General features: G+C 66.3%; 20 protein-coding genes. 11 read left to right on the top strand and 9 right to left on the bottom strand.

Annotated elements, in window-relative coordinates; all coding sequences use genetic code 11:
* Positions 1-18: 18 nt before the first annotated feature.
* Together AX284_RS07955 and AX284_RS07950 are read left to right on the top strand one after the other, a co-directional pair.
* Complete coding sequence (locus AX284_RS07955; RefSeq protein WP_068384524.1) at positions 19-777, top strand: SDR family oxidoreductase; 759 nt, start codon at positions 19-21, stop codon at positions 775-777.
* A 39-nt stretch (positions 778-816) separates the two neighbouring features.
* On the top strand, positions 817-1,350 hold the full coding sequence (locus AX284_RS07950; RefSeq protein ID WP_068384522.1) for a DUF924 family protein: 534 nt from the start codon (positions 817-819) through the stop codon (positions 1,348-1,350).
* A 31-nt stretch (positions 1,351-1,381) separates the two neighbouring features.
* Here the strand turns inward: AX284_RS07950 and AX284_RS07945 are convergent, their stop codons facing one another.
* Positions 1,382-2,032, bottom strand: coding sequence for a nucleoside/nucleotide kinase family protein (locus AX284_RS07945; protein WP_064307703.1), 651 nt, complete (start codon positions 2,030-2,032; stop codon positions 1,382-1,384).
* A gap of 273 nt (positions 2,033-2,305) precedes the next feature.
* Between AX284_RS07945 and AX284_RS07940 the strand changes: the two genes are divergently transcribed.
* Positions 2,306-3,766 carry a YdgA family protein gene (locus AX284_RS07940; protein ID WP_068384520.1) on the top strand — a complete coding sequence of 487 codons (1,461 nt, stop codon included), beginning with the start codon at positions 2,306-2,308 and terminating at the stop codon, positions 3,764-3,766.
* 207 nt (positions 3,767-3,973) lie between these two features.
* Here AX284_RS07940 and AX284_RS07935 read toward each other — a convergent pair whose 3' ends face one another.
* From AX284_RS07935 to AX284_RS07915, 5 genes are all read right to left on the bottom strand, one after another.
* Complete coding sequence (locus AX284_RS07935; protein ID WP_068384518.1) at positions 3,974-5,935, bottom strand: DUF7844 domain-containing protein; 1,962 nt, start codon at positions 5,933-5,935, stop codon at positions 3,974-3,976.
* Positions 5,932-6,252 carry a DUF2388 domain-containing protein gene (locus AX284_RS07930; protein WP_007160025.1) on the bottom strand — a complete coding sequence of 107 codons (321 nt, stop codon included), beginning with the start codon at positions 6,250-6,252 and terminating at the stop codon, positions 5,932-5,934. The genes AX284_RS07935 and AX284_RS07930 overlap by 4 nt, the downstream gene beginning before the upstream one ends.
* Before the next feature lie 34 nt (positions 6,253-6,286).
* On the bottom strand, positions 6,287-6,586 hold the full coding sequence (locus AX284_RS07925; RefSeq protein WP_037006567.1) for a DUF2388 domain-containing protein: 300 nt from the start codon (positions 6,584-6,586) through the stop codon (positions 6,287-6,289).
* 99 nt (positions 6,587-6,685) lie between these two features.
* Positions 6,686-7,006, bottom strand: coding sequence for a DUF2388 domain-containing protein (locus AX284_RS07920; protein WP_007160027.1), 321 nt, complete (start codon positions 7,004-7,006; stop codon positions 6,686-6,688).
* Between the two features lie 73 nt (positions 7,007-7,079).
* On the bottom strand, positions 7,080-7,289 hold the full coding sequence (locus AX284_RS07915) for a DUF1127 domain-containing protein (RefSeq protein WP_064307700.1): 210 nt from the start codon (positions 7,287-7,289) through the stop codon (positions 7,080-7,082).
* Positions 7,290-7,550: 261 nt separating this feature from the next.
* On the opposite strand from AX284_RS07915, the gene argC reads away from it, so the two are divergent.
* A complete protein-coding gene (gene argC, locus AX284_RS07910) occupies positions 7,551-8,504 on the top strand; it encodes an N-acetyl-gamma-glutamyl-phosphate reductase (RefSeq protein ID WP_017639245.1) in 954 nt (317 codons plus the stop codon).
* A gap of 189 nt (positions 8,505-8,693) precedes the next feature.
* On the opposite strand, the gene yihA is transcribed toward argC, so the two are convergent.
* Positions 8,694-9,332, bottom strand: coding sequence for a ribosome biogenesis GTP-binding protein YihA/YsxC (yihA, locus tag AX284_RS07905; protein WP_017639244.1), 639 nt, complete (start codon positions 9,330-9,332; stop codon positions 8,694-8,696).
* Positions 9,333-9,533: 201 nt separating this feature from the next.
* Here yihA and AX284_RS07900 point away from each other — a divergent pair, with 201 nt between their 5' ends.
* From AX284_RS07900 to AX284_RS07890, 3 genes are all read left to right on the top strand, one after another.
* Positions 9,534-10,163: a thiol:disulfide interchange protein DsbA/DsbL gene (locus AX284_RS07900; RefSeq protein WP_017639243.1), complete on the top strand. Its 630-nt coding sequence runs from the start codon at positions 9,534-9,536 to the stop codon at positions 10,161-10,163.
* Positions 10,164-10,340: 177 nt separating this feature from the next.
* Complete coding sequence (locus tag AX284_RS07895; RefSeq protein ID WP_068384516.1) at positions 10,341-12,110, top strand: GGDEF domain-containing protein; 1,770 nt, start codon at positions 10,341-10,343, stop codon at positions 12,108-12,110.
* A gap of 25 nt (positions 12,111-12,135) precedes the next feature.
* Positions 12,136-12,921, top strand: coding sequence for an N-acetylmuramoyl-L-alanine amidase (locus AX284_RS07890; protein ID WP_064307697.1), 786 nt, complete (start codon positions 12,136-12,138; stop codon positions 12,919-12,921).
* A gap of 15 nt (positions 12,922-12,936) precedes the next feature.
* Here AX284_RS07890 and AX284_RS07885 read toward each other — a convergent pair whose 3' ends face one another.
* On the bottom strand, positions 12,937-14,034 hold the full coding sequence (locus AX284_RS07885) for a GlxA family transcriptional regulator (protein ID WP_017639240.1): 1,098 nt from the start codon (positions 14,032-14,034) through the stop codon (positions 12,937-12,939).
* A 465-nt stretch (positions 14,035-14,499) separates the two neighbouring features.
* Here AX284_RS07885 and choX point away from each other — a divergent pair, with 465 nt between their 5' ends.
* The 4 genes from choX to choV all read left to right on the top strand — a co-directional run bounded on the left by choX (position 14,500) and on the right by choV (position 18,844).
* A complete protein-coding gene (gene choX / locus AX284_RS07880; RefSeq protein WP_017639239.1) occupies positions 14,500-15,438 on the top strand; it encodes a choline ABC transporter substrate-binding protein in 939 nt (312 codons plus the stop codon).
* A gap of 272 nt (positions 15,439-15,710) precedes the next feature.
* Positions 15,711-16,649: a choline ABC transporter substrate-binding protein gene (locus tag AX284_RS07875; protein ID WP_068384514.1), complete on the top strand. Its 939-nt coding sequence runs from the start codon at positions 15,711-15,713 to the stop codon at positions 16,647-16,649.
* 116 nt (positions 16,650-16,765) lie between these two features.
* Positions 16,766-17,608: a choline ABC transporter permease subunit gene (gene choW / locus AX284_RS07870; RefSeq protein WP_064307695.1), complete on the top strand. Its 843-nt coding sequence runs from the start codon at positions 16,766-16,768 to the stop codon at positions 17,606-17,608.
* A gap of 3 nt (positions 17,609-17,611) precedes the next feature.
* A complete protein-coding gene (gene choV / locus AX284_RS07865) occupies positions 17,612-18,844 on the top strand; it encodes a choline ABC transporter ATP-binding protein (RefSeq protein ID WP_017639236.1) in 1,233 nt (410 codons plus the stop codon).
* 310 nt (positions 18,845-19,154) lie between these two features.
* Here the strand turns inward: choV and purU are convergent, their stop codons facing one another.
* Positions 19,155-20,012, bottom strand: coding sequence for a formyltetrahydrofolate deformylase (gene purU, locus AX284_RS07860; protein WP_064307694.1), 858 nt, complete (start codon positions 20,010-20,012; stop codon positions 19,155-19,157).
* Positions 20,013-20,103 lie beyond the last annotated feature (91 nt).

Here is a 20,103-nt window from a genome sequence, read left to right as displayed (position 1 = left end):
GCCGCCAAGGACCGCCCCATGACCACCGCTCGTCCCATCGCCCTCGTCACCGGTGCCTCCCAGGGCATCGGCCGCGCCGTCGCCCTCGGCCTGCTCGCGGACGGCTTCCGCGTGGTCCTGGCAGCCCGTCGCGCCGAACCCCTGGAGGCCCTCGCCGAAGAGGCCCGGCAACAGGGCGGCGAAGCCCTGGCGGTACCCTGCGATGTCACCGATGCCGCCAGCGTCGAGGCCCTGTTCGCCCGCATCCGCGACACCTATGGCCGTCTCGACCTGCTGTTCAACAATGCCGGCGTCGGCGCCCCGGCGGTGCCCATCGACGAGTTGGAGCTGGACGCCTGGCACCGGGCGGTCAACACCAACCTCACCGGCGTCTTCCTCTGCAGCCGCGCCGCCTTCGCCCTGATGCGCGCGCAGTCGCCCCGTGGCGGGCGCATCATCAATAACGGCTCCATCTCGGCGCACACGCCCAGGCCCTTCAGCGCGCCCTACACCGCCACCAAGCACGCCGTGGCCGGTCTGACCAAGGCCCTGGCTCTGGACGGTCGCGCCTTCGATATCGCCTGCGGCCAGATCGACATCGGCAACGCCGCCACCGAGATGACCGAGCGCATGGCGAGTGGCGTGCTTCAGGCCGACGGCAGCACCGCGGTGGAGCCACGCATGGACGTCAAACACGTCGCCGACGCCGTCCGCTACATGGCCAGCTTGCCACTGGACGCCAACGTTCAGACGCTGACGGTGATGGCGACCAAGATGCCCTATGTGGGCCGGGGCTGAGGGGTTCCACGTGGAACCCGATCAGACAGGGAGCAGGAAATGAATCCAGCCGAGATCGTCTCCTTCTGGCGCACCGCCGGCCGGCGCCAGTGGTTCAATGGCGGCCCTGCCTTTGACGCCGAATGCCGCACTCGCTTCGAGGCCGCGCATCTGGCCGCCAGCCGCGGGGAACTGGACGGCTGGGCCACCGGCGCCGAAGGCGCCCTGGCCCTGTGCCTGCTGCTCGATCAGATCCCGCGCAATATCTATCGTCATAACGGCCACGCCTTCGCCACCGACGGCCTGGCCTTGAGGCACGCGCGCCAGGCGATCGACGCCGGCCTGGATCAGCAGGTCGAAGCCGAGTTGCGCGCCTTTTTCTATCTGCCGTTCGAACACTCCGAAGCCCTGGCCGATCAGCAGCGCTCGCTCGCCTTGTTCGAGGATCTGGGCATCGAGCACTACCGGCGCTATGCCAAGGCCCACTTGGAGGTGATCGCTCGCTTCGGTCGCTTCCCGCACCGCAACCGGGCGCTGGGGCGGCTCAATACGCCGGAGGAACAGGCCTGGCTGGATGCTGGCGGCGGTTTCTAGCCGTTTCTTCTGGCCGCCGAGACAGGCTGCCTCAGCCCCGCCACTCCACTACCAGATCCGCCCGGGCTCTATCGCCGTCGATCAGTCGCGCATTGGGCTCGTCGGTGCTTTCCACCCAGGCCTCAGCGTCCGCGCGGCTGCGGCCGAAATGCATGTGGCGGGCGACCAGCCGCTCGCGACGCTCCGCGGGATCGACGCGCACGTACCAGCACTCGTCGAACACCTCGGCGACATCGCTCCAGGGCGCCTGGGTCAGCAGCAAGTAGTTGCCCTCGCTGATCACCAGCTGGGTCTCGGCGGGGACCGGGATGGCATTGGCGATGGGCTCTTCGATCTCGCGATTGAACAGCGGCGCATAGACGGTCTCCCCGGCCACCGGCGTCTTCAGCCGCTGCAGCAGGGCGCGATAGCCGCGTGCATCGAAGGTGTCCGGCGCGCCCTTGCGTTGCGCGCGATCCAGACGCGCCAGCTCGCGATTGGCCAGGTGATAGCCGTCCATGGGCACCACCACGGCGCGCGCGCCGAGCGCCGCCGCCAGCAACTCGGCCACGGTCGACTTGCCCGCGCCCGGAGTGCCCGCGATGCCCAGCAGGCGACGTCCACCCTGGGCCAGTAGCGCCTCGGCGCGAGCCAGGAGTTCGGCGGGAAGTTGCAGGCCATCGACCGGACGCTGACTGCTCATGCCGGCACCTCCGGCAGTGAACGGATGGAAACGGCAGGCAGGCACGGGAAAACGGTCATGGCGGAGGTTCCGGCAGTGGGGATCGCGGCACGCTAGCACCCAGCAGAGCTGGTCGTCGACTTGGAGGCTGTGCCGGCGGAAAGCGATCACAGTCTGCAGCCATACGAGCGGATCACCGCTGCGCCCCCTCGGCATCCACCCGGCGCTCTCGTACACTCCGCTTCCAATCGGCCGCAGGCCGCCGTGTGCCTTATACAAAGGGATTTGGTCGCCATGAAGAAACCATTACTCACCACCCTCGCCGGTGTGGCCCTGGTCGCCGTCGGCACTGCCGTAGGGGGCGCCTGGTACACCGGCACCCGGCTGGAGGGCGAATTGCGCCAGGCCGCGCGCCAGGCCCAGGTAGCCTTGCAGGCGCAACTGCCCGAGTACCCCTTGCAGCTGCAGCTGGTCGAGCTGCAACGCGGTGTCTTCAGCAGCACCGCCACCTTCAGCCTGACCGTACAGGCCGAGGATCGGCCGCCCGTGGAGGTACTGCGGGTGCTCGACGACATCCAGCACGGTCCCTTCCCCCTGACCCGCCTCAAGTCCCTGCAGCTGGCGCCGGTCATGGCGGTCAACCGCTTTACCCTGGCGCGTACGCCGCTCACGGCCGATCTCTTCACCCTGGCCAAGGGCGCCGAACCCGTGCAGCTCGACGCCACCCTGGGCTACGACCGTGCGGTGGACGGCGGCCTGACCCTGGCCGCCCTGCACCTGGACCAGCCCCAGGGCGCGGTGGCCTTCTCCGGTCTGAACGCCACCTTCCACACTGACATGGAGGCCAGCCGACTGCGTCTGGACAGCACGGTCGGCCAATTCAGCCTCAATGTGCGCACGCCGGATGGCTGGGCCAAGCTGGAGACCGAAGGTTTCGGGCTGACCGGCGACAACCGCCGCAATGCCGATGGCTTCTGGCTGGGCCCGGGTCAGCTGCGCCTGGGGCGCCTGCTGCTGGCCATGCCCGGCAAGCCCGCGGTGGAGCTGCGGGACCTGCAGCTCCAGGGCGACACCCAACAACAGGGCCAGCAGCTGGCGGGGACGCTTAATGCCAGCCTCGGTCGACTCGACATCGCCGGCCAGACCCTGGGCAAGGCGAGTCTGAGCAGTCACTACAGCAATCTCGACAGCCCGGCCCTGGCTCAGCTCAATGCGCTGCTGCAGCACCTGCAGCTGGATACCGAGCAGGGTCTCGATCCCACCACCCAGGCGACCCTGCAGCAGCACCTCGGCGATGTGCTCGCCGCGCGCCCCCAACTGGTGGTGGATGACCTGCGCTTCGATACCCCCGGCGGCAGCAACCACCTGCGCCTGGACCTGACCCTGGCCAAGCCGGCGACCTACGATCTGCCACCGGAGCAACTCGCGGCCCAACTGCTGGCCGGTCTCGAGGCGCGCCTGTCGGTGGCGCGGGGCAGCCTGGTGGATGGCGTCCTGTTCCAGACGGGCGCCCAGCGCACCCAGCCGGCCATGCAGCAGCAAGCCCAGGCCACCGCCGAAGCCCTGGCCGGCATCGGCCTGAACAGCGGCCTGCTCAAGGCCGAAGGCGAGGATCTGGTGGCCACCCTGAGTTATAGCGCCGGGCGGCTGATGCTCAACGGCCAGGAGGTACCGCCGGAACAGCTGCTGGCCCTGCTGGAACGCCCGCAACCCCCGGCACCCGCCAAACCCCAGGGCAAGGCGCCGCAGCGCTAGCGGATGTTTGGGCTGTTGGGCTTCGACGATAGAGCTGCCTCAACCCAACCTACGTAAGGTCTCGTAGGTTGGGTTGAGCAAGGCGAAGCCCAACGATGCTCGTCACCGCTGGCCGTTGGGCTTCGACGATAAAGCCGTCTCAACCCAACCTACGCAGGCTCCGTAGGTTGGGTTGAGCTACGCGAAGCCCAACAGTCCCCAACCGCCCTACTTCAGCTCCAGCCCACCGCTGGCCTTGTTCAGCTCGCGCAAGTGCTTGCCGAGCAGGTCCAGGTTGGCTTCGGTCAGGTCCAGGCCGTCGCGGGCTTCCGGCGAGAGCAGCTGGCGGACCTCGTTGTTGAGAGTGTCCCTGAGGCTGCGCAGGTGCGCCTGGCGCTTCTGGCTCTCGGCGGTCAGCTGTTCCCACTCGCCTGGTTGCGGCAGGCCGTAGCCGTCGGTGCCCAGCAGCTCGGCGGGGCGGCTCAGGTAGCCGCTGTCCTTGAGGATCTGCTCCAGGGCGCCACCGGCCTTGCCGAAGCGCGCCTTGTCCACGGCATCCTGACCCAGGTAGCGATCCTTGAGCTCGGTTTGCGCCTGCAGCAGCGCCCGGCGATAGGCCGCCTGCTCCAGCAGCAGCAAGGCGGCGCTGGCGCGCAGATCAGCGCGCTGGAATTGCTCGCGACGCTGCTGCGGGGTCAGCGCCAGCCAGGCCTCGACGTCCGCCTGGGGCAGGTTCAGGCGCTCCCTGGCCACCTTGAACATCGCCTGGAAGCGTTCGCGGAAGCTGTCGAAGCGATAGCCCAGCCGCAGCGCCTCGCGCGGATCGTCCAGCACCGAGGTGTCCACCAGATCCTTGAACCTGAGCGCGTCCATCAGCCCGGTGGGGGTGATGACATCGAGCTGGGCAGCGGCCAGGCGCGGCACCCCGTCGTGCAGGAGCTTGAAGGTCTCCACCGCGCAGTTGTTGGTCACGAAGTAGTACTGGCCGTCATAGCTCCAGTGCACTTGAGCGGTACGTTCGAGGAAGTCGGCGATCTCCGGGCGGGTCAGCTTGAGCGGGACCGATTGCAGGCCGCGCAACTCCACCTTGGTGTACTCGTCCACCACCTGGGCCAGCGGCAGCACGAACAGCCGCGAGGGATAGGAGCCGGTCAGGCCACGCCAGCTGGAGAGCTGGACGTCGTTGACGAAGGCGCGGAACGACAGCACCAGGTGGTATTGCAGGTCCAGCCGGCAATCCGGGCCGCGTGGCCGACCGGGGGCGCAGACCACCAGGCGCAGCATGCTGTGGCCCCAGCGGCTCATGACCTTCTCGTTGCCCTCGGCCAGCAGGTAGTCGACCGCATAGACCCGCTCCGGATCGAGCCAACCCAGGGGCGCCTCGCCGAAGTCGTTGCCGGCGTTGAGATAGGGATAGCGCCCCGGACAGGCATCGTGCGCCGGCGACCAGCCGAAGTGCTCGGCGAAGTAGCGCTGCAGTGCCGGCCGCCGGCAGGCGTAGCTCGGGTCGAGCAGGAAGTACTCCATGTTCACCGCCACGAATTCCTTCGGGTTGGTGACTTCATAGAGATCGGGACTGCGGGCGATGAAGAGGTTCTTGGACTCGCGATTGCCATGCTTGCGCGTCTTCACCTGCCAACCGGCCAGGTCCAGCAGCCGCGGATCGTCGGACAGGGTGTAGCTGCGCCCGGCCTGGCCCTGGCATTTCACCGGCAGCTGGTCGGAGGTCAGCCCCAGGCCGCCGCAGGAGAGGATCAGCTGGCGCTGCTCGGGCGTCCAGACGCGCTCGCGGTCATAGAAGTGGGTCAGCTCGTGCAGCACCGTGGCCAGCAGTTCGCGGTGCTGGGTGCCGTGGGGGCGGCCGGTCTGGATGCGGGTGTCGCTGCCGTCCACCAGACTGGGCAGCAGGCGGCGATTGAGCAGCAGGTTGCGCCGATCCGCCTCACCATAGGCTTCTTCCAGCAGCTCGCTGCTCCAGCGTACCGGGATGCGCTCATCCAGCGCCGCCTTGAATTTGGGTGGCAGCAGGGCCTGGGCTTCAGCCAGCAGTTGCTGGGTCGCTTGGATCTGCGCGGGCGTCAGGCCCTGGGTGTCGAGTTCGAGGTGCAGGGCGGCCTGGGCCCCGCCAAGGGCCAGGCCGGCCGCAAGGCCAGCCAGCCACTGCCGCAGCCGGCCGGCGCGGTTCTTCACAGCGCCAGGATGGCCTGGGCCAGCTGCAGGTCGTTGGCCTGGCGCGCAGCCGGGAACTGGTCGCGCAGGCTGCGGAAGGCTTCTTCCAGCTGCACGCCACGGATGTCGCCGTCGGTGGCGACGAAGCTGGCGGCATCGCCACGCGCGGCCTGGATCATCTTGGCGTCGCGGATGGAGGTGGTGGTGTCGGAGGTGAAGTCGATGCTGCGCTGCAGCGCCCGCACCACGATGTTACTGGTGGCCACCAGGGTCTGGGCCTGAGCCAGGCTCGAAACGCCCAGGGTCAGGGCAGCGGCGATAAGCAGGGAACGGCGCATGGATACTCCAGGGATGTCACGGAATTGAAACGGACTACTGACTCAGAATCGCCTGGGCGAGTTCCCGGTCGGAGGCGTGCAGCGCCGGATCGGCCGCGCGCAGGGCTCTCAAGGTTTCTTCCAGCTGGGCACCGCGCAGGGCACCGTCGGTGGCGACGAAAGCCGCGGCATCGTCACGGGCCGCCAGGACCAACTTGTTCTGGAAGGGGCCGGTGGTGAGCTGGCTGGTGCCGTAGATGGTCTTGACCAGACCCTCGGTGGTGGAGTCGAACGCCAGGACCGGCGTGGCGAGACAGAGGCCGAGCAACAGCGCGGCAGAACGACGGATATGCATGGATGACGACCCTCCGGTGGCAGATGGTCGCCAAGGCTAACGCAGCCCCCCGTTCCGGGCTAGCAGCCACGGGGTACGGGGGTATCGCGGTGTTGCGCGTCAGATGGCGAGAATCGCCTGGGCCAGCTGGTCATCACTGGCCTGACGCAGTTCGGGCGCCTGGCTGCGCAGGTGGTCCAGCGCCGCTTCCAGGCGTACGCCGCGGATGTCGCCGGCGCTGCCAACGTAGGTGGCCGCATCGTCACGGGCTTCCTGGACCAGCTTGTCGTTCTTGAAGGAGCCGGTGATGGACGAGGTGGTGTCGGACGTCGCGTCGATGGCGTTGACGATGATGTCGGTGGTGACATAGAAACTCGACGCCGAGGCGGCGGTGGACAGGCAGAACAGCGCCGCGGCGGCGCCCAGGTGCAGGGTTTTCATGGGGGACTCCCGTCTGGATAGGCTTGACTGAGACTACCGCCAGCCCGAGGAAGTCGCACTTCGGCGCAGATTTTCACTCCCGCCAGAAGGGCTTGCCGCCTTCGCGGTACTGATCCGCGAGATTCAGTCCCAGATCGGCCAGGGCGCGGCTGTCTAGTTGCTGCAGTTGCCGTCGGCTCTGGACCCGCGATCGCCAGCGGACGAGCAGCTCGCACAGGTGGCGTAATCCACGCCGGTGAATGACGAAACGGGCAAGGGCGATACCGGGCGATAAGCGATCCATGGCGAGATCCAGCGAGGTGGCAGAGGAGTCTCAGCTTCGCCGCTGGCACCGGAGCGAACCACTTACAGCTACGCGACACTGTATCCGTACAAAATTAAAAATTTTTAATCTGTACCTGTCGCTCCTGTCCGGACCGCTCTAGCACGGCGGACTGCGCTGGTTGGAAGGCACACGGCTGTATCCCCGCCCTGCGGCGTATGCCTGATCTGCCCGAGTCGCTACAATCGACCCTTTCAGCGCCCATTCGCGAGAGGCACCGCCATGAGCTTCAAAGTTTTCGTCGACGGCCAGGAAGGCACCACCGGCCTGCGTCTGCTGGACTACCTGACCGGCCGTTCGGACATCGAACTGCTGCGCATCGACGAGAGCAAGCGCAAGGACCCGGCCGAGCGCGCGCGCTTCCTCAATGCCGCCGATGTGGCCTTTCTCTGCCTGCCCGATGCCGCCTCCCGCGAAGCGGTGAGCCTGGTGACCAATCCCAACACCTGCATCATCGACGCCAGCACCGCCTTCCGTACCGACAGCGGCTGGACCTACGGCCTGCCCGAGCTGGCCCCCGGTCAGCGCGAGGCGCTACGCGCCAGCAAGCGCATCGCCAACCCCGGCTGCCACGCCACTGCCTTCATCCTGCTGGCCCGGCCGCTGGTAGATGCCGGTCTGCTGGCCCCGGACACCCCACTGTCGGCCTTTTCCCTGACCGGTTACAGCGGTGGCGGCAAGCAGATGATCGCCGCCTACGAAGCCGGCGGCGAGGCGCGCCTGCTGAGTCCGCGTCCCTATGCCATGGGCCAGGGCCACAAGCACCTGCCGGAAATGCGCGTGCAGAGCGGTCTGGCCGCCGCGCCGGTGTTCAGCCCCATCGTCGGCCCCTTCCTCAAGGGCCTGGCGGTGACCATCCCGCTGCACGCCAGCCAGCTGCGCCCGGGCACCAGCGCGGCCGACCTGCAGGCGGCGCTGGCCCGTCACTATGACGGCGAAGCCTTCATTCGGGTGGCGCCGGTAGCTGCCGAGGAGGAGTTGGACAATGGCTTCTTCGACGTCCAGGCCAGCAACGACACCAACCGCGCCGACCTCTTCGTCTATGGCAATGCCGAGCGGATGACGCTGGTAGCGCGCCTGGACAATCTGGGCAAGGGCGCCGCGGGCGCTGCGGTTCAGTGCATGAACGTGCACCTGGGCGCCGACGAGGGTCTGGGGCTCGCCAGCGGCCGCTAGTCAGGGCGCTGGCTTTCTGCACGGGCGGGGCGAACCTTTCTCGAGGCGCCCCGTCTGAATTGCTGAACGGTTCGGATAACCGTTCTGCTCCTTTGCTGTTTAGTGTTGGCAGATGCTGGACCCCTGCTGTGGCGGTCCAGTCTTGAACTCCGGACTTCTCCCCTCCCCCGATGGAAGTCCGGAGTTTTTTTATGCCTCGGCGGCGGGCTCGTCGAGACCCAGCCAACTGGCCAGCACGCGCTGGGCATCCTCTATCCCCTGGCGCTTGGGCGCCGAGAACAGCTGGATGCTGGCGGTATCGCCCCAGCCCTGGCGCACCTCGCGCTGCACCTTGAGCAGGGCGTTCTTCTGCGCGCCGAAGGCCAGCTTGTCGGCCTTGGTCAACAGGATGTGCAGCGGCATGGAACTGGCCTGGGCCCAGTCCAGCATCAGGCGGTCGAATTCGGTCAGCGGATGGCGGATATCCATCATCAGCACCACGCCGCTGAGCGAATTGCGGCTGCTCAGATAGGCCTCTAGATGCTCCTGCCAGTGCTGCTTGAGCGGGATCGGCACCTTGGCGTAGCCATAGCCGGGCAGGTCCACCAGGCGCCGCTCCTCGTCGAGGGTGAAGAAGTTGAGCAGCTGGGTGCGTCCCGGCGTCTTCGAGGTGCGCGCCAGGTTGGCGTGGGTCAGGGTGTTGAGCGCACTGGACTTGCCGGCGTTGGAGCGGCCAGCGAAGGCCACTTCCAGACCGCTGTCGAGCGGGCACTGATCGACCTTGGCGGCGCTGATGAGAAAGGACGCCTGCTGGCACAGACCGACGATGGGATTCTTGAAGCTGGACATGGGGGTACTCGCGAGCGCGCGGCAAAGCCAGCAGTATATCGGATGCGCTGGGCGAGGACCGCGCTCCTGGCAACCTGAACGAAGCCTGAACATGGCCGGCCTCGACCGCGTCAGCGACTAGGCGCGGCGATGCACCCGGCTACAATGCCCGCAATCCGTCATGCCCGGTTGGTGGGCGTGCTTTCTTCCAGGAGTAGTCCCATGCGCAACCTGCTTTTCTCCGCCGTGTTCGCCGCCGCCAGTCTGTTCGGCGCGGCCGCCCATGCCGACGACATCCAGGCCGGCAAGCAGTACACCGAACTGAGCAGTCCGGTTCCGGTGTCCGAACCCGGCAAGATCGAAGTGGTTGAGCTGTTCTGGTACGGCTGCCCGCACTGCTATGCCTTCGAGCCCACCCTCAACGCCTGGTCCAAGAAGCTGCCCGACGACGTCACCTTCAAGCGCGTGCCGGCCATGTTCGGTGGCGTCTGGAACGTCCACGGTCAGCTGTTCGTGACCCTGGAAGCCATGGGCGTGGAAGCCAAGGTGCACGACGCCGTCTTCGCCGCCATCCACAAGGAGCACAAGAAGCTCGCCACCCCCGAAGAGATGGCCGACTTCCTCGCCACCCAAGGCGTGGATCGCGACAAGTTCCTCAGCACCTACAACTCCTTCGCCGTGAAGGGTCAGGTGGAAAAGGACAAGAAACTGGCCATGGCCTATCAGATCACCGGCGTACCGACCATGGTGGTCAACGGCAAGTATCGCTTCGACCTGGGCTCCTCGGGTGGTCCGGACGAAACCCTGAAGGTCGCCGACTTCCTGATCCAGAAAGAACGCGCCGCTAAGTAAGCTTCATCCGCCGCCGCGTCCTGCGGCGGCGGCTCCTCAGTTCGTCCCGCCCAAGCGGCCTCTGGTCGTCCTGCTCAAACTTTCCCCGAAACCGCCGATACCCTAGCCACTATCAAGTTGGTTGGGCGCCCCGTCGTGCCTGCCTGCTGGCCACCCTCAAGCCTTTGGAGCGGGCGGATGGAGCGCGCGGACGTCGAACGCTGGAAAAACAAATACCTGGAGAGCCTCGAGAATCTCGAACGCCTGGAAAGCCGGTGGGAAAACCGCCTGGACCTGGTGCGTCGTGGCCTCGTGCGCAGCAGTCTGGCCGCCGAAGGCAACGACGCGGCGGTGGACGCCTGCCTGGTCGAATTGCGCGACATTCTCCGCCGGGACGACAGCGACGCCGATCTCGCCAAGCTGATTCCGCGCCTGGAACGCACCGTGCTCGATTCCGAGCAGCGCCGGGAATTGCGTGCGCGCCAGGTAACCGAGGCCTTTGCCGAACTCTGCCGGCTGCTGCAGACCCTGGAGTTGCCGCGTGACCAGCGCAAGGCGCTCAAGGGTTTTGCCAAGCGCGCCCAGGCCGCCGCCGGCCAGCCAAGCGAGCTGCCCGCGCTGCTCGGCGAGTTCAGCCGCCTGCAGCAACAGGCCCTGAGCCAGCTGCACCCCGAGCAGCCCGCCCGTCCCGGCTTCCTGCAGCGCCTGCTGGGAGGACGAGGCGAGCATGCGGAAGAGGCGCCAGCGGCGCTACCGGCGCACATGCCCGACACCGCTGCGCCTCTCGCCCAGGCCGAGCCGGCGGAAACGTCCGAATGGCCAGCGCTGGCCATTCCGCCAGCCGCTGCCATCGAAATCAGCGGCGATGCTGAGCCTGCGCCGGCCGATCCGGCCTATGCCCTGCCACCGGTGCCCGAGCCCGGCTACAGCGCCATCGCCCCGCATCTGGAAGCCACCCTGCTGCGCCTGCTCGACGACCTGGCGCTGCCCGACAGCCACAAGCCCCAGGCCGAGCACCTGCGCCAGCGCATCCAGGGCAGCCTGAACTGGTACGAACTGGTACCGGTGCTCGACGACCTGTCGGTACTGGTGCTGGCCCTCAACCATTCCGGGCAGAGCGAATTCCAGCTCTATCTGCGCCGCCTCAACGAGCGCCTCGCCGCCTTCCAGACCGGTCTGCAACACGTCCACGACCAGCGTCAGGACGGCCAGACCCAGGAGCGGGCCTTTGGCGAGGCCCTGCGCGGTCAGGTCAACGAACTGCAGAACGAGGTCCAGGAGGCCACCGACCTGGACAGTCTCAAACTGTCCCTCGACAGCCGACTGGAAGGCCTGCTGACCAGCCTGGCCGAGCAGCAGAGCCAGCGCGAGACCCGCGAGCAGGAAGCCAGCGAACGATTCAACGCCCTCACCGAGCGCGTCGCCGGCATGGAGCGCGAGGCCCAGCAGTATCGCGGCCATCTCGAAGAACAGCGACAGAAGGCCCTTTGCGACCCCCTCACCGGGCTGCCCAATCGTGCCGCCTGGAGCGAACGCCTGGAACTGGAGGTGGCCCGCTGGCAACGCCATGGCGGCGACCTGCTGCTGGCGGTGCTCGATGTCGATCTGTTCAAGCGCATCAACGATGGCTACGGTCACCTGGCCGGCGACAAGGTGCTCAAGATCATCGCCAGCGAATTGCAGCGCCGCCTGCGCAAGACCGACTTCATCGCCCGCTTCGGCGGCGAGGAGTTCGTCGTGCTGTTGAGCGCCACGCCGGTCGCCGGCGGGGTGACCTTGATCGAGCAGCTACGCGCCGCCGTCGCCGCCTGCCCCTTCCATTTCAAGGGCGAGCGGGTGGTGATCACCCTGTCCGCTGGTCTTGCCGCCTTTGCGCCGGGCGAGGATGCCGATACCGTATTCGAACGTGCCGACCAGGCGCTCTACCGCGCCAAGCGCGCCGGACGCGATCGCCTGGACGTGGCCTGACCCTTCCGCCGTTCGCGAGGTAATCGTGCGAAATCCCTTCAAGTTCCTCCCCTGGCTGCTCTGCGGCCTGCTCCTGGCCGGCTGCTCCAGCGGTCCGCGCATCAATGACGACTACACCGCCCGCGATCAGGACAGCCGGGTGCAGTACATCGTCCTGCACTACACCGCGGCCGATTCCAAGCAGTCGCTCAAGCTGCTGACCCAGGCCGGCGTCAGCGCCCACTACCTGATCGACACTGACGGCACCATCTACCGCCTGGTGGATGAGAATCGTCGCGCCTGGCATGCCGGCGTCAGCGAATGGGAAGGCCGTACCTGGCTCAATTCCACCTCCATCGGCATCGAGATGGTCAACCTGGGCTTTCGCGACACCCCGGCCGGACGCCAGTGGTATCCCTTCAGCGAAGCCCAGATCCAGGCGCTGATTCCGCTGCTCAAGGACATCGAACAACGCCACGGCCTGGATCGCCGCGCCATCGTCGGACACAGCGACATCGCCCCGGGACGCAAGCAGGATCCGGGTCCGCTGTTTCCCTGGGCGCGCCTGGCCGCGGCGGGGCTGATCAACTGGCCGAATCAGAACGTGGTCGCCCAGCGCCAGGCCAGCCTGGGCGGCGTGCTGCCGCCGCCGGCCTGGTTCCAGGATCAGCTGGCACGAATCGGTTACGCGGTACCCCGCACCGGCGTGCTCGACCAGGGTACCCGCGATGTCATCGGTGCCTTCCAGATGAAGTACCGGCCCGGCCGTTTCGACGGCCAGCCGGATCTGCAGACGGCGGCATTGCTGCTCAGCCTGCCCAGCGGTCGCTAGGCCGGCCGAGGCGACCTACAGCCGCACGCTGGCGAAGGTGGATTCGCCCTGGGCCTGACTCAGGGCCGCCAGCGCGGACGAGGCCGGCATCAGCGACAGCTCCTGGGACAGCGGCATCAGGGCGATGGGCTGCTGGATGGTCGGACCCTGGCGCTCGTCGCGCGGCGGGATGCCGAAGTATTCGCGGTAGCACTTGGAGAAGTGCGGGGTGGAGACGAAGCCGCACACCGAGGCCACCTCGATGATCGACAGGGTGGTCTGCTTGAGCAGCTGCCGGGCGCGGATCAACCGCAGCTTGAGGTAGTAGCGCGACGGCGAGCAGTGCAGGTACTTCTGGAACAGGCGCTCCAGCTGGCGACGGGACACATCCACATAGACCGCCAGCTCGTCGAGGTCGATGGGCTCTTCGAGATTGGCCTCCATCAGCGCCACGATCTCCTGCAGCTTGGGCTGGTTGGTACCCAGCATGTGCTTGAGAGGCACGCGCTGGTGATCCTGCTCGTTGCGGATGCGCTCGTAGATGAACATCTCCGAGATCGCCGCCGACAGCTCGCGACCATGCTCGCGACCGATCAGGTGCAGCATCATATCCATCGGCGCGGTACCGCCCGAGGCGGTGCAGCGGTTGCGGTCGATGGTGAACAGACGGGTGCTGAGCACCACGCGCGGATAGGCTTCCTGCAATGCCGCTAGAGTTTCCCAGTGCACGCTGCAGTCGTAGCCGTCGAGCAGACCGGCACGGGCCAGGGCCCAGCTGCCAGTACAGACCGCGCCCAGCTTGCGGCCCTGGCGCGCCTGGCTCTGCAGCCAGGTGCAATGCTCGCGCGACACGCTGCGCTGGATGCCCACGCCGCCGCAGACGATCACCATGTCCATTGCCGGGGCGGCGCTGACGGCACTGTCCGGAGTGATCTGCAAGCCGTCGCTCGCCCGCACCGGACGGCCGTCCAGACTCAGGGTGCACCAGCGATAGAGTTCGCGTCCCGACAGCTGGTTGGCCATGCGCAGCGGCTCCACCACCGACGCCAGGGAGATAAGTGTGAAGTTGTCCAGCAGCAGAAAGCCGATGGACTGGATCGCACGGGCCTGTGACGAGGTGGGAATGGGCGACATGGTTTGAATCTCCTTCACGCAGGCTGGGGCCCTTTGCTGGGCTCTAATGAGATGCGGCGGACAACGTTGGGCGAAAGATGTGTCGCGGACGCATAAGTCATGTCGCAATTCCCATGCCGAAAATGGGTGAACCCCGCTGCAGGCAGGCTGTCTGGGGCGAATAATCCATTAAGCAGCGGTCAATGGCGTTGATTAGATAGGGTTTTTAATTGCGACCTTTCGGGTCTGAGACCGACCTCTGGGAGATAGCACTTCGCCAGAGGTATCCCATCGGTAACACCAGGACGTAACCGATGCGCGCCAAAATGTGGCATGGCGACTCAGTTGGCACGGTTGTAGTTCAGGCCAACGACCGTTGGTCGCCCTTCTGGCCACTCGTGGCGAAAAGCCACCAATACCAGGGCCAGACGGACCGGTACGTGCAGTGGCCAGGGTCCTTCCCTTCGCGATTCCCTGGAGTTCAGGATGAAAATCTCCCAAGCGCTGTGGTTGTCCGGTCTGTTGCTGAGCTCGACCGTGCAGGCGGGCGAGGCCGAAAGTTGCCAGCAGGTGCGCCTGGCCGATGTCGGCTGGTCGGATCTCAATATCACCAACGCCATGACCCGCTATCTGCTCAGCGCCCTCGGTTACGAGACCGAGGTGCTGCGCCTGTCCCTGCCGCAGACCTACGACGCCCTAGCCGCAGGCGAGGCCGATGTCTTCCTCGGCAACTGGATGCCGGCGCAGGCCAAGCTCAGCCAGCCCATGGTCGACGCAGGAGCGGTCGAACGCCTGCACGCCAATCTGGAGGGCGCTCGCTACACCCTGGCGGTGCCCCAGTATGTCTACGAGGCTGGGGTCAAGAACTTCGCCGACATCGCCCGCTTCGCCGAGCGTTTCGACCGCACTATCTACGGCATCGAGCCCGGCAACGACGGCAATGCCCTGGTCAAGAAGATGATCGCCAGCAACGCCTTCGGCCTGGGCGACTTCAGGCTCGACGAATCCAGCGAGCAGGGCATGCTGACCCAGGTGCGGATGAAGGAGCTGCTGGACCGCCAGTGGATCGTCTTTCTCGGCTGGGAACCGCATCCGATGAACGTCCGGCACAAGCTGGCCTACCTGGACGGCGGCGACGACTACTTCGGACCCAATCAGGGTGGGGCGACGGTCTACACGGTGGTGCGCAAGGGCTATGCCCAGCAGTGCCCCAACGTGGCCCGGCTGCTGGGCAACCTGGAGTTTTCCCTGGACATGGAGAACCAGCTGATGGATCGGGTGCTCAACGAAAAGGACAATCCGCGCCGCGCCGTGCGCAACTGGCTCAAGCGCAATCCCGAACGCCTCGACGCCTGGCTCAAGGGCGTCGCCACCCGCGGCGGTGCGCCGGGCAACGTCGCGGTGAAGGCCAGCCTGGCCAACTGAATCACGGGCCTGTGCGATGGCTATCAACCCCTCTGGGCAGCGGCTCGCCGCAAGGGGCATGTGCGCTCGCGCCGCCGCCTCGCGCGGCCACGCCGCCCTGGGCGCGGACCTGTCCCGGGGCTCGTGCTGGATACGACATTTCCGCTTCTGGTTGCGACGCCGCGTACACTGGTAGCGACGCAGGCGGTAGGCGAGCCTGGGGGGATGGGTTACAGATAAATACACGTGGGGCGCACCGAAAGGTACCCCGCCAAACGCAAGGAGATGTGTCCATGAAAGGTTGTTCCCGTTGGCTCTTGAGTGCCGCTCTGCTGGCGCCACTCGCTGTTCAGGCAGCCGAACCGGCTTCCTGTGCCAAGGTGCGCTTTGCTGACGTCGGCTGGACCGACATCACCGTGACCACGGCCGTGACCAGCGAGGTGCTGCACGCCCTCGGCTACCAGACCACGACCAACATGATCTCCGTACCGGTCACCTACAAATCCTTGCAGAACAAGGACATCGACGTCTTCCTCGGCAACTGGATGCCGAGCATGGCGGCTGACATCAAGCCCTATGCCGACAACGGCAGCGTCGAGACCGTGCGCGCCAACCTGGAAGGTGCCAAGTACACCCTGGCGGTCCCCCAGTATGTCTATGACGCCGGGATCAAGAGCTTCGCCGACATCGCCAAGAACGCCGACAAGTTCGACGGCAAGATCTACGGCATCGAGCCGGGCAACGACGGCAATCGCCTGATCCAGGGCATGATCGACAAGAACACCTTCGACCTGGGTAAGTTCAAGCTGGTGGAATCCAGCGAGGCCGGGATGCTGTCGCAGATCCAGCGCGCCGAGCGGCGCCAGCAGTGGGTGGTCTTCCTCGGCTGGGAACCCCACCCGATGAACACCCGCTTCAAGATGGCCTATCTCCAGGGCGGCGACGACGTCTTCGGCCCCAACTACGGCGGCGCCACCATCTACACCAACGTGCGCAAGGGCTACGTCCAGGAATGCCCCAACGTGGGCAAGCTGCTGACCAACCTGTCCTTTACCCTGGACATGGAAAACCAGCTGATGGACAAGGTGCTCAACGAAAAACAAGCCGCGAGCGCCGCCGCCAAGGCCTGGCTCAAGGCGCATCCGCAGGTGCTCGACCAGTGGCTGGCCGGCGTGACCACCCGCGATGGCAAGCCTGCGCTGGAGGCGGCGAAGACCGCCCTGGCCCCCTGATCGAACACTAACATTCGACTGTCCCGCGCCAGTTCGGGCGGGTACTGCCACAGCCGAAGCACGAATCAGCGGTTCTCGTGCTTCGACCTGTCCACTCCTACCTGACGGGCACCGTTATGTTAATCACCGACCACAAGCTCCCTCTCGGCCAGCAGATCGCCGATTTCATCGACTGGCTGACGCTGCATGGCGCCAGCGTCTTCGACAAGATCTCCGATGTGCTGTCCGGCCTCATCCACGGCCTCACCGCCGGACTGATGTGGTTCCACCCGCTGGCCTTCATTGCCCTGGTCGCGGTAGGGATCTATCTGCTGCAACGCAGCATCGGCCTGGTGATCTTCGCCCTCATCTCCCTGCTGCTGATCCTCAACCTGGGGTACTGGCAGGAAACCATGGAAACCCTGGCCCAGGTGGTCTTCGCCACCCTGGTGTGCATCGCCATCGGCGTGCCGCTGGGTATCATCGCCGCGCACAAACCCTGGTTCTACACCGGCCTGCGCCCGGTCCTGGACCTGATGCAGACGGTCCCCACCTTCGTCTATCTGATTCCGACCCTGACCCTGTTCGGCCTGGGCGTGGTGCCCGGGCTGATCTCCACGGTGGTCTTCGCCGTGGCCGCGCCGATCCGCCTGACCTGCCTGGGCATCCAGGACGTTCCCGCCGAGCTGATGGACGCCGGCAAGGCCTTCGGCTGCTCGCGCTGGCAGCTGCTGACCCGCATCGAGCTGCCCCACGCCATGCCCAGCATCGGCGCCGGCATCACCCAGTGCATCATGCTGTCGCTGTCCATGGTGGTGATCGCCGCCCTGGTGGGCGCCGATGGCCTCGGCAAGCCGGTGGTGAACGCCCTCAACACCGCGGACATCGCCCTGGGCTTCGAAGCCGGCCTGTCCATCGTCCTGATCGCCATCCTGCTCGACCGGGTGTGCAAGCAACCCGCCCCACGCGAGGTTAAATAAGTCATGACCGCCATACGTTTCGAACACGTCGACGTCATCTTCGGCAAGCAGAACAAGCGCGCCCTGGAGCTGCTCGACCAGGGCAAGGGTCGCAGCGAGATCCTCCAGGAGACTGGCCAGGTACTGGGCGTCGAGGACGCCTGCCTGGAGGTCCAGAAAGGCGAGATCTGCGTGCTGATGGGCCTGTCCGGCTCGGGCAAGTCCAGCCTGCTGCGCTGCATCAATGGCCTCAACACCGTAAGTCGCGGCAAGCTGCTGATCGAGCATCAGGGCGCCGAGGTGGACATCGCCAACTGCTCGCCCGCCGTGCTCAAGGACATGCGCACCACCCGCATCGCCATGGTGTTCCAGAAGTTCGCCCTGATGCCCTGGCTGACCGTGGCCGAGAACGTCGGCTTCGGCCTGGAGATGCAGGGCCGCTCGGCCGCCGAGCGCAAGAAGCTGGTCGACGAGAAGCTGGAGCTGGTGGGCCTGACCCAGTGGCGCAACAAGAAGCCCGACTCCCTCTCTGGCGGCATGCAGCAGCGCGTCGGCCTGGCTCGGGCCCTGGCCATGGACGCCGACATCCTGCTGATGGACGAGCCCTTCTCCGCCCTCGACCCGCTGATCCGCCAGCAACTGCAGGACGAATTGCTGCAGCTCCAGGCCAAGGTCAACAAGACCATCGTCTTCGTCAGCCATGACCTCGACGAAGCCCTCAAGATCGGCACCAACATCGCCATCATGAAGGACGGCCGCATCATCCAGCACGGCCGCCCCGAAGACATAGTGCTCAATCCGGCGGACGAATACGTGCGCACCTTCGTCGCCCACACCAATCCGCTCAACGTGCTCAGCGGCTATAGCCTGATGCGTGGCCTGGACAAGTGCGGTCGTGAAGGCAACGAGATCTGCCTGGAGCGCAGCCACGACATCTGGCTGGCCCTGGAAAACCAGACGGTCAAGGCCCTGCGCCGTGGCGGCGAAAGCCTGGCCCTGCAACGCTGGACCCCGGGTATGCCGGTCACCAGCCTGCAGCGCCAACCGACCCTGGCACCGGCCGACATCCGTATGCGCGATGCCCTGGAGATCCGCTACCACACCGGGCACAAGCTGGTGCTGGAGACCGAAGGCCGCGCCGTGGGCATCCTCGGTGACAAGGAGCTCTACCACGCCCTGCTGGGCAAGAATCTGGAAAAGGCCGGCGAAGACGTCGCCCCGCCTGCGGTCCGCTCGACCCTGTCCCAGGCCGGCTGACCGCCTGCCCCGCCACCCGCCTCTCCCCTACGGAGGCGGGTGCGCACCGCCCTCCTGCTCCACCGCCGGCAGCACCATCCACGGCGCGCTTACCCGACACCTCTGCTCATCCCGAGCTACACCTCTATCCCTGGCCGTCGCCCAGCCTGACCCTCTTCGCCTAGCACGGCCAAAGGACGCGCGCACGTCTCCGGGCAGCGCCTGATGGGTACCGCCGTACCGATAGAAAAATGATCGAGGTGGCGCAGGACAGGCGGGCTGCGAACGCCTTGGCGATCTCGCAGCCCGCCGGGATGGGTAGCGAGAAGGGTTAGAGCACCACCGTCCGCCCGGCGTTGAGGAAGACGCGGCGTTCCAGGTGATAACCCACCGCCCGGGCCAGGGTCAGGCACTCGATGTCGCGGCCCTTGGCGACCAGGTCCTCGGCGTAGTGGGCATGGTCCACCGGCTCGACGCCCTGAGCGATGATGGGGCCTTCGTCCAGGTCGTTGTTGATGTAGTGCGCGGTGGCGCCCACCAGTTTGACGCCCTTGGCATAGGCCTGGTGATAGGGTCGCGCGCCCTTGAAGCCGGGCAGCAGGGAGTGGTGGATGTTGATCGCCCAGCCGTCGAGGCGGCGGCAGAGTTCCGGCGACAGCACCTGCATGTAGCGGGCGAGGATCACCAACTCGGCGCCAGTCTCCTGCAGCACCTGCCAAACCTTGGCCTCCTGGGCCGGCTTGTCCTGAGGATCCAGGGGGAAATGGTGATAGGGAATGCCGTGCCAGGCCGCCAGGGGCTCCAGGTCCGGGTGGTTGGAGATCACCGCCACCACGTCCATGGGCAATTGGCCGATGCGCTGGCGATAGAGCAGGTCGTTGAGGCAGTGGTCGGCCTTGGAGACCATGATGGCGACCTTGGCTCTATAGCCTGGCGGGGTCAGCTCGAAGGTCATGTCGAAGGGGGTGAAGCGCAGGTCGAGGCCGACGCGGAACAGGCCTTCGTTGAAATCGCCGGGCACCTGGAATTCCACCCGGATGAAGAAGCGCTGGGCCTCGCGATCATCGAAGCTGTGGTGCTGGGTGACATAGCAGCCCTGCTCGAACAGGTAGCGCGTGACCACGTCCACGGTGCCGAGGCGACTCGGGCTCTGGGCGGTGAGGATCCAGGTATCGGGCGTGCGGCTCATGATGAATTCCTTTGCATGGAGATGAAGCCAGAATCACAAAACCCGACCTGCGCACAACACAGGTCGGGTTCGATAGAGCGACTGAACGCAG

Source organism: Pseudomonas sp. HUK17, from assembly GCF_001566765.1.
Note: the sequence above shows the minus strand (reverse complement) of the source record. Positions and strands in the feature narration are given on the sequence as shown.

Bases quoted from the DNA above. Each gene is read 5' to 3' on its own strand.
- AX284_RS07940 (WP_068384520.1), top strand. From the start codon at position 2,306: ATGAAGAAACCATTACTCACCACCCTCGCCGGTGTGGCCCTGGTCGCC.
- yihA (WP_017639244.1), bottom strand. From the start codon at position 9,332: ATGTCCAGCTTCAAGAATCCCATCGTCGGTCTGTGCCAGCAGGCGTCC.
- AX284_RS07925 (WP_037006567.1), bottom strand. From the start codon at position 6,586: ATGCATATCCGTCGTTCTGCCGCGCTGTTGCTCGGCCTCTGTCTCGCC.
- AX284_RS07900 (WP_017639243.1), top strand. From the start codon at position 9,534: ATGCGCAACCTGCTTTTCTCCGCCGTGTTCGCCGCCGCCAGTCTGTTC.
- AX284_RS07950 (WP_068384522.1), top strand. From the start codon at position 817: ATGAATCCAGCCGAGATCGTCTCCTTCTGGCGCACCGCCGGCCGGCGC.
- choW (WP_064307695.1), top strand. From the start codon at position 16,766: ATGTTAATCACCGACCACAAGCTCCCTCTCGGCCAGCAGATCGCCGAT.
- choV (WP_017639236.1), top strand. From the start codon at position 17,612: ATGACCGCCATACGTTTCGAACACGTCGACGTCATCTTCGGCAAGCAG.
- AX284_RS07885 (WP_017639240.1), bottom strand. From the start codon at position 14,034: ATGTCGCCCATTCCCACCTCGTCACAGGCCCGTGCGATCCAGTCCATC.
- purU (WP_064307694.1), bottom strand. From the start codon at position 20,012: ATGAGCCGCACGCCCGATACCTGGATCCTCACCGCCCAGAGCCCGAGT.
- AX284_RS07920 (WP_007160027.1), bottom strand. From the start codon at position 7,006: ATGAAAACCCTGCACCTGGGCGCCGCCGCGGCGCTGTTCTGCCTGTCC.
- AX284_RS07895 (WP_068384516.1), top strand. From the start codon at position 10,341: ATGGAGCGCGCGGACGTCGAACGCTGGAAAAACAAATACCTGGAGAGC.
- argC (WP_017639245.1), top strand. From the start codon at position 7,551: ATGAGCTTCAAAGTTTTCGTCGACGGCCAGGAAGGCACCACCGGCCTG.
- AX284_RS07915 (WP_064307700.1), bottom strand. From the start codon at position 7,289: ATGGATCGCTTATCGCCCGGTATCGCCCTTGCCCGTTTCGTCATTCAC.
- AX284_RS07930 (WP_007160025.1), bottom strand. From the start codon at position 6,252: ATGCGCCGTTCCCTGCTTATCGCCGCTGCCCTGACCCTGGGCGTTTCG.
- AX284_RS07955 (WP_068384524.1), top strand. From the start codon at position 19: ATGACCACCGCTCGTCCCATCGCCCTCGTCACCGGTGCCTCCCAGGGC.
- choX (WP_017639239.1), top strand. From the start codon at position 14,500: ATGAAAATCTCCCAAGCGCTGTGGTTGTCCGGTCTGTTGCTGAGCTCG.
- AX284_RS07875 (WP_068384514.1), top strand. From the start codon at position 15,711: ATGAAAGGTTGTTCCCGTTGGCTCTTGAGTGCCGCTCTGCTGGCGCCA.
- AX284_RS07945 (WP_064307703.1), bottom strand. From the start codon at position 2,032: ATGAGCAGTCAGCGTCCGGTCGATGGCCTGCAACTTCCCGCCGAACTC.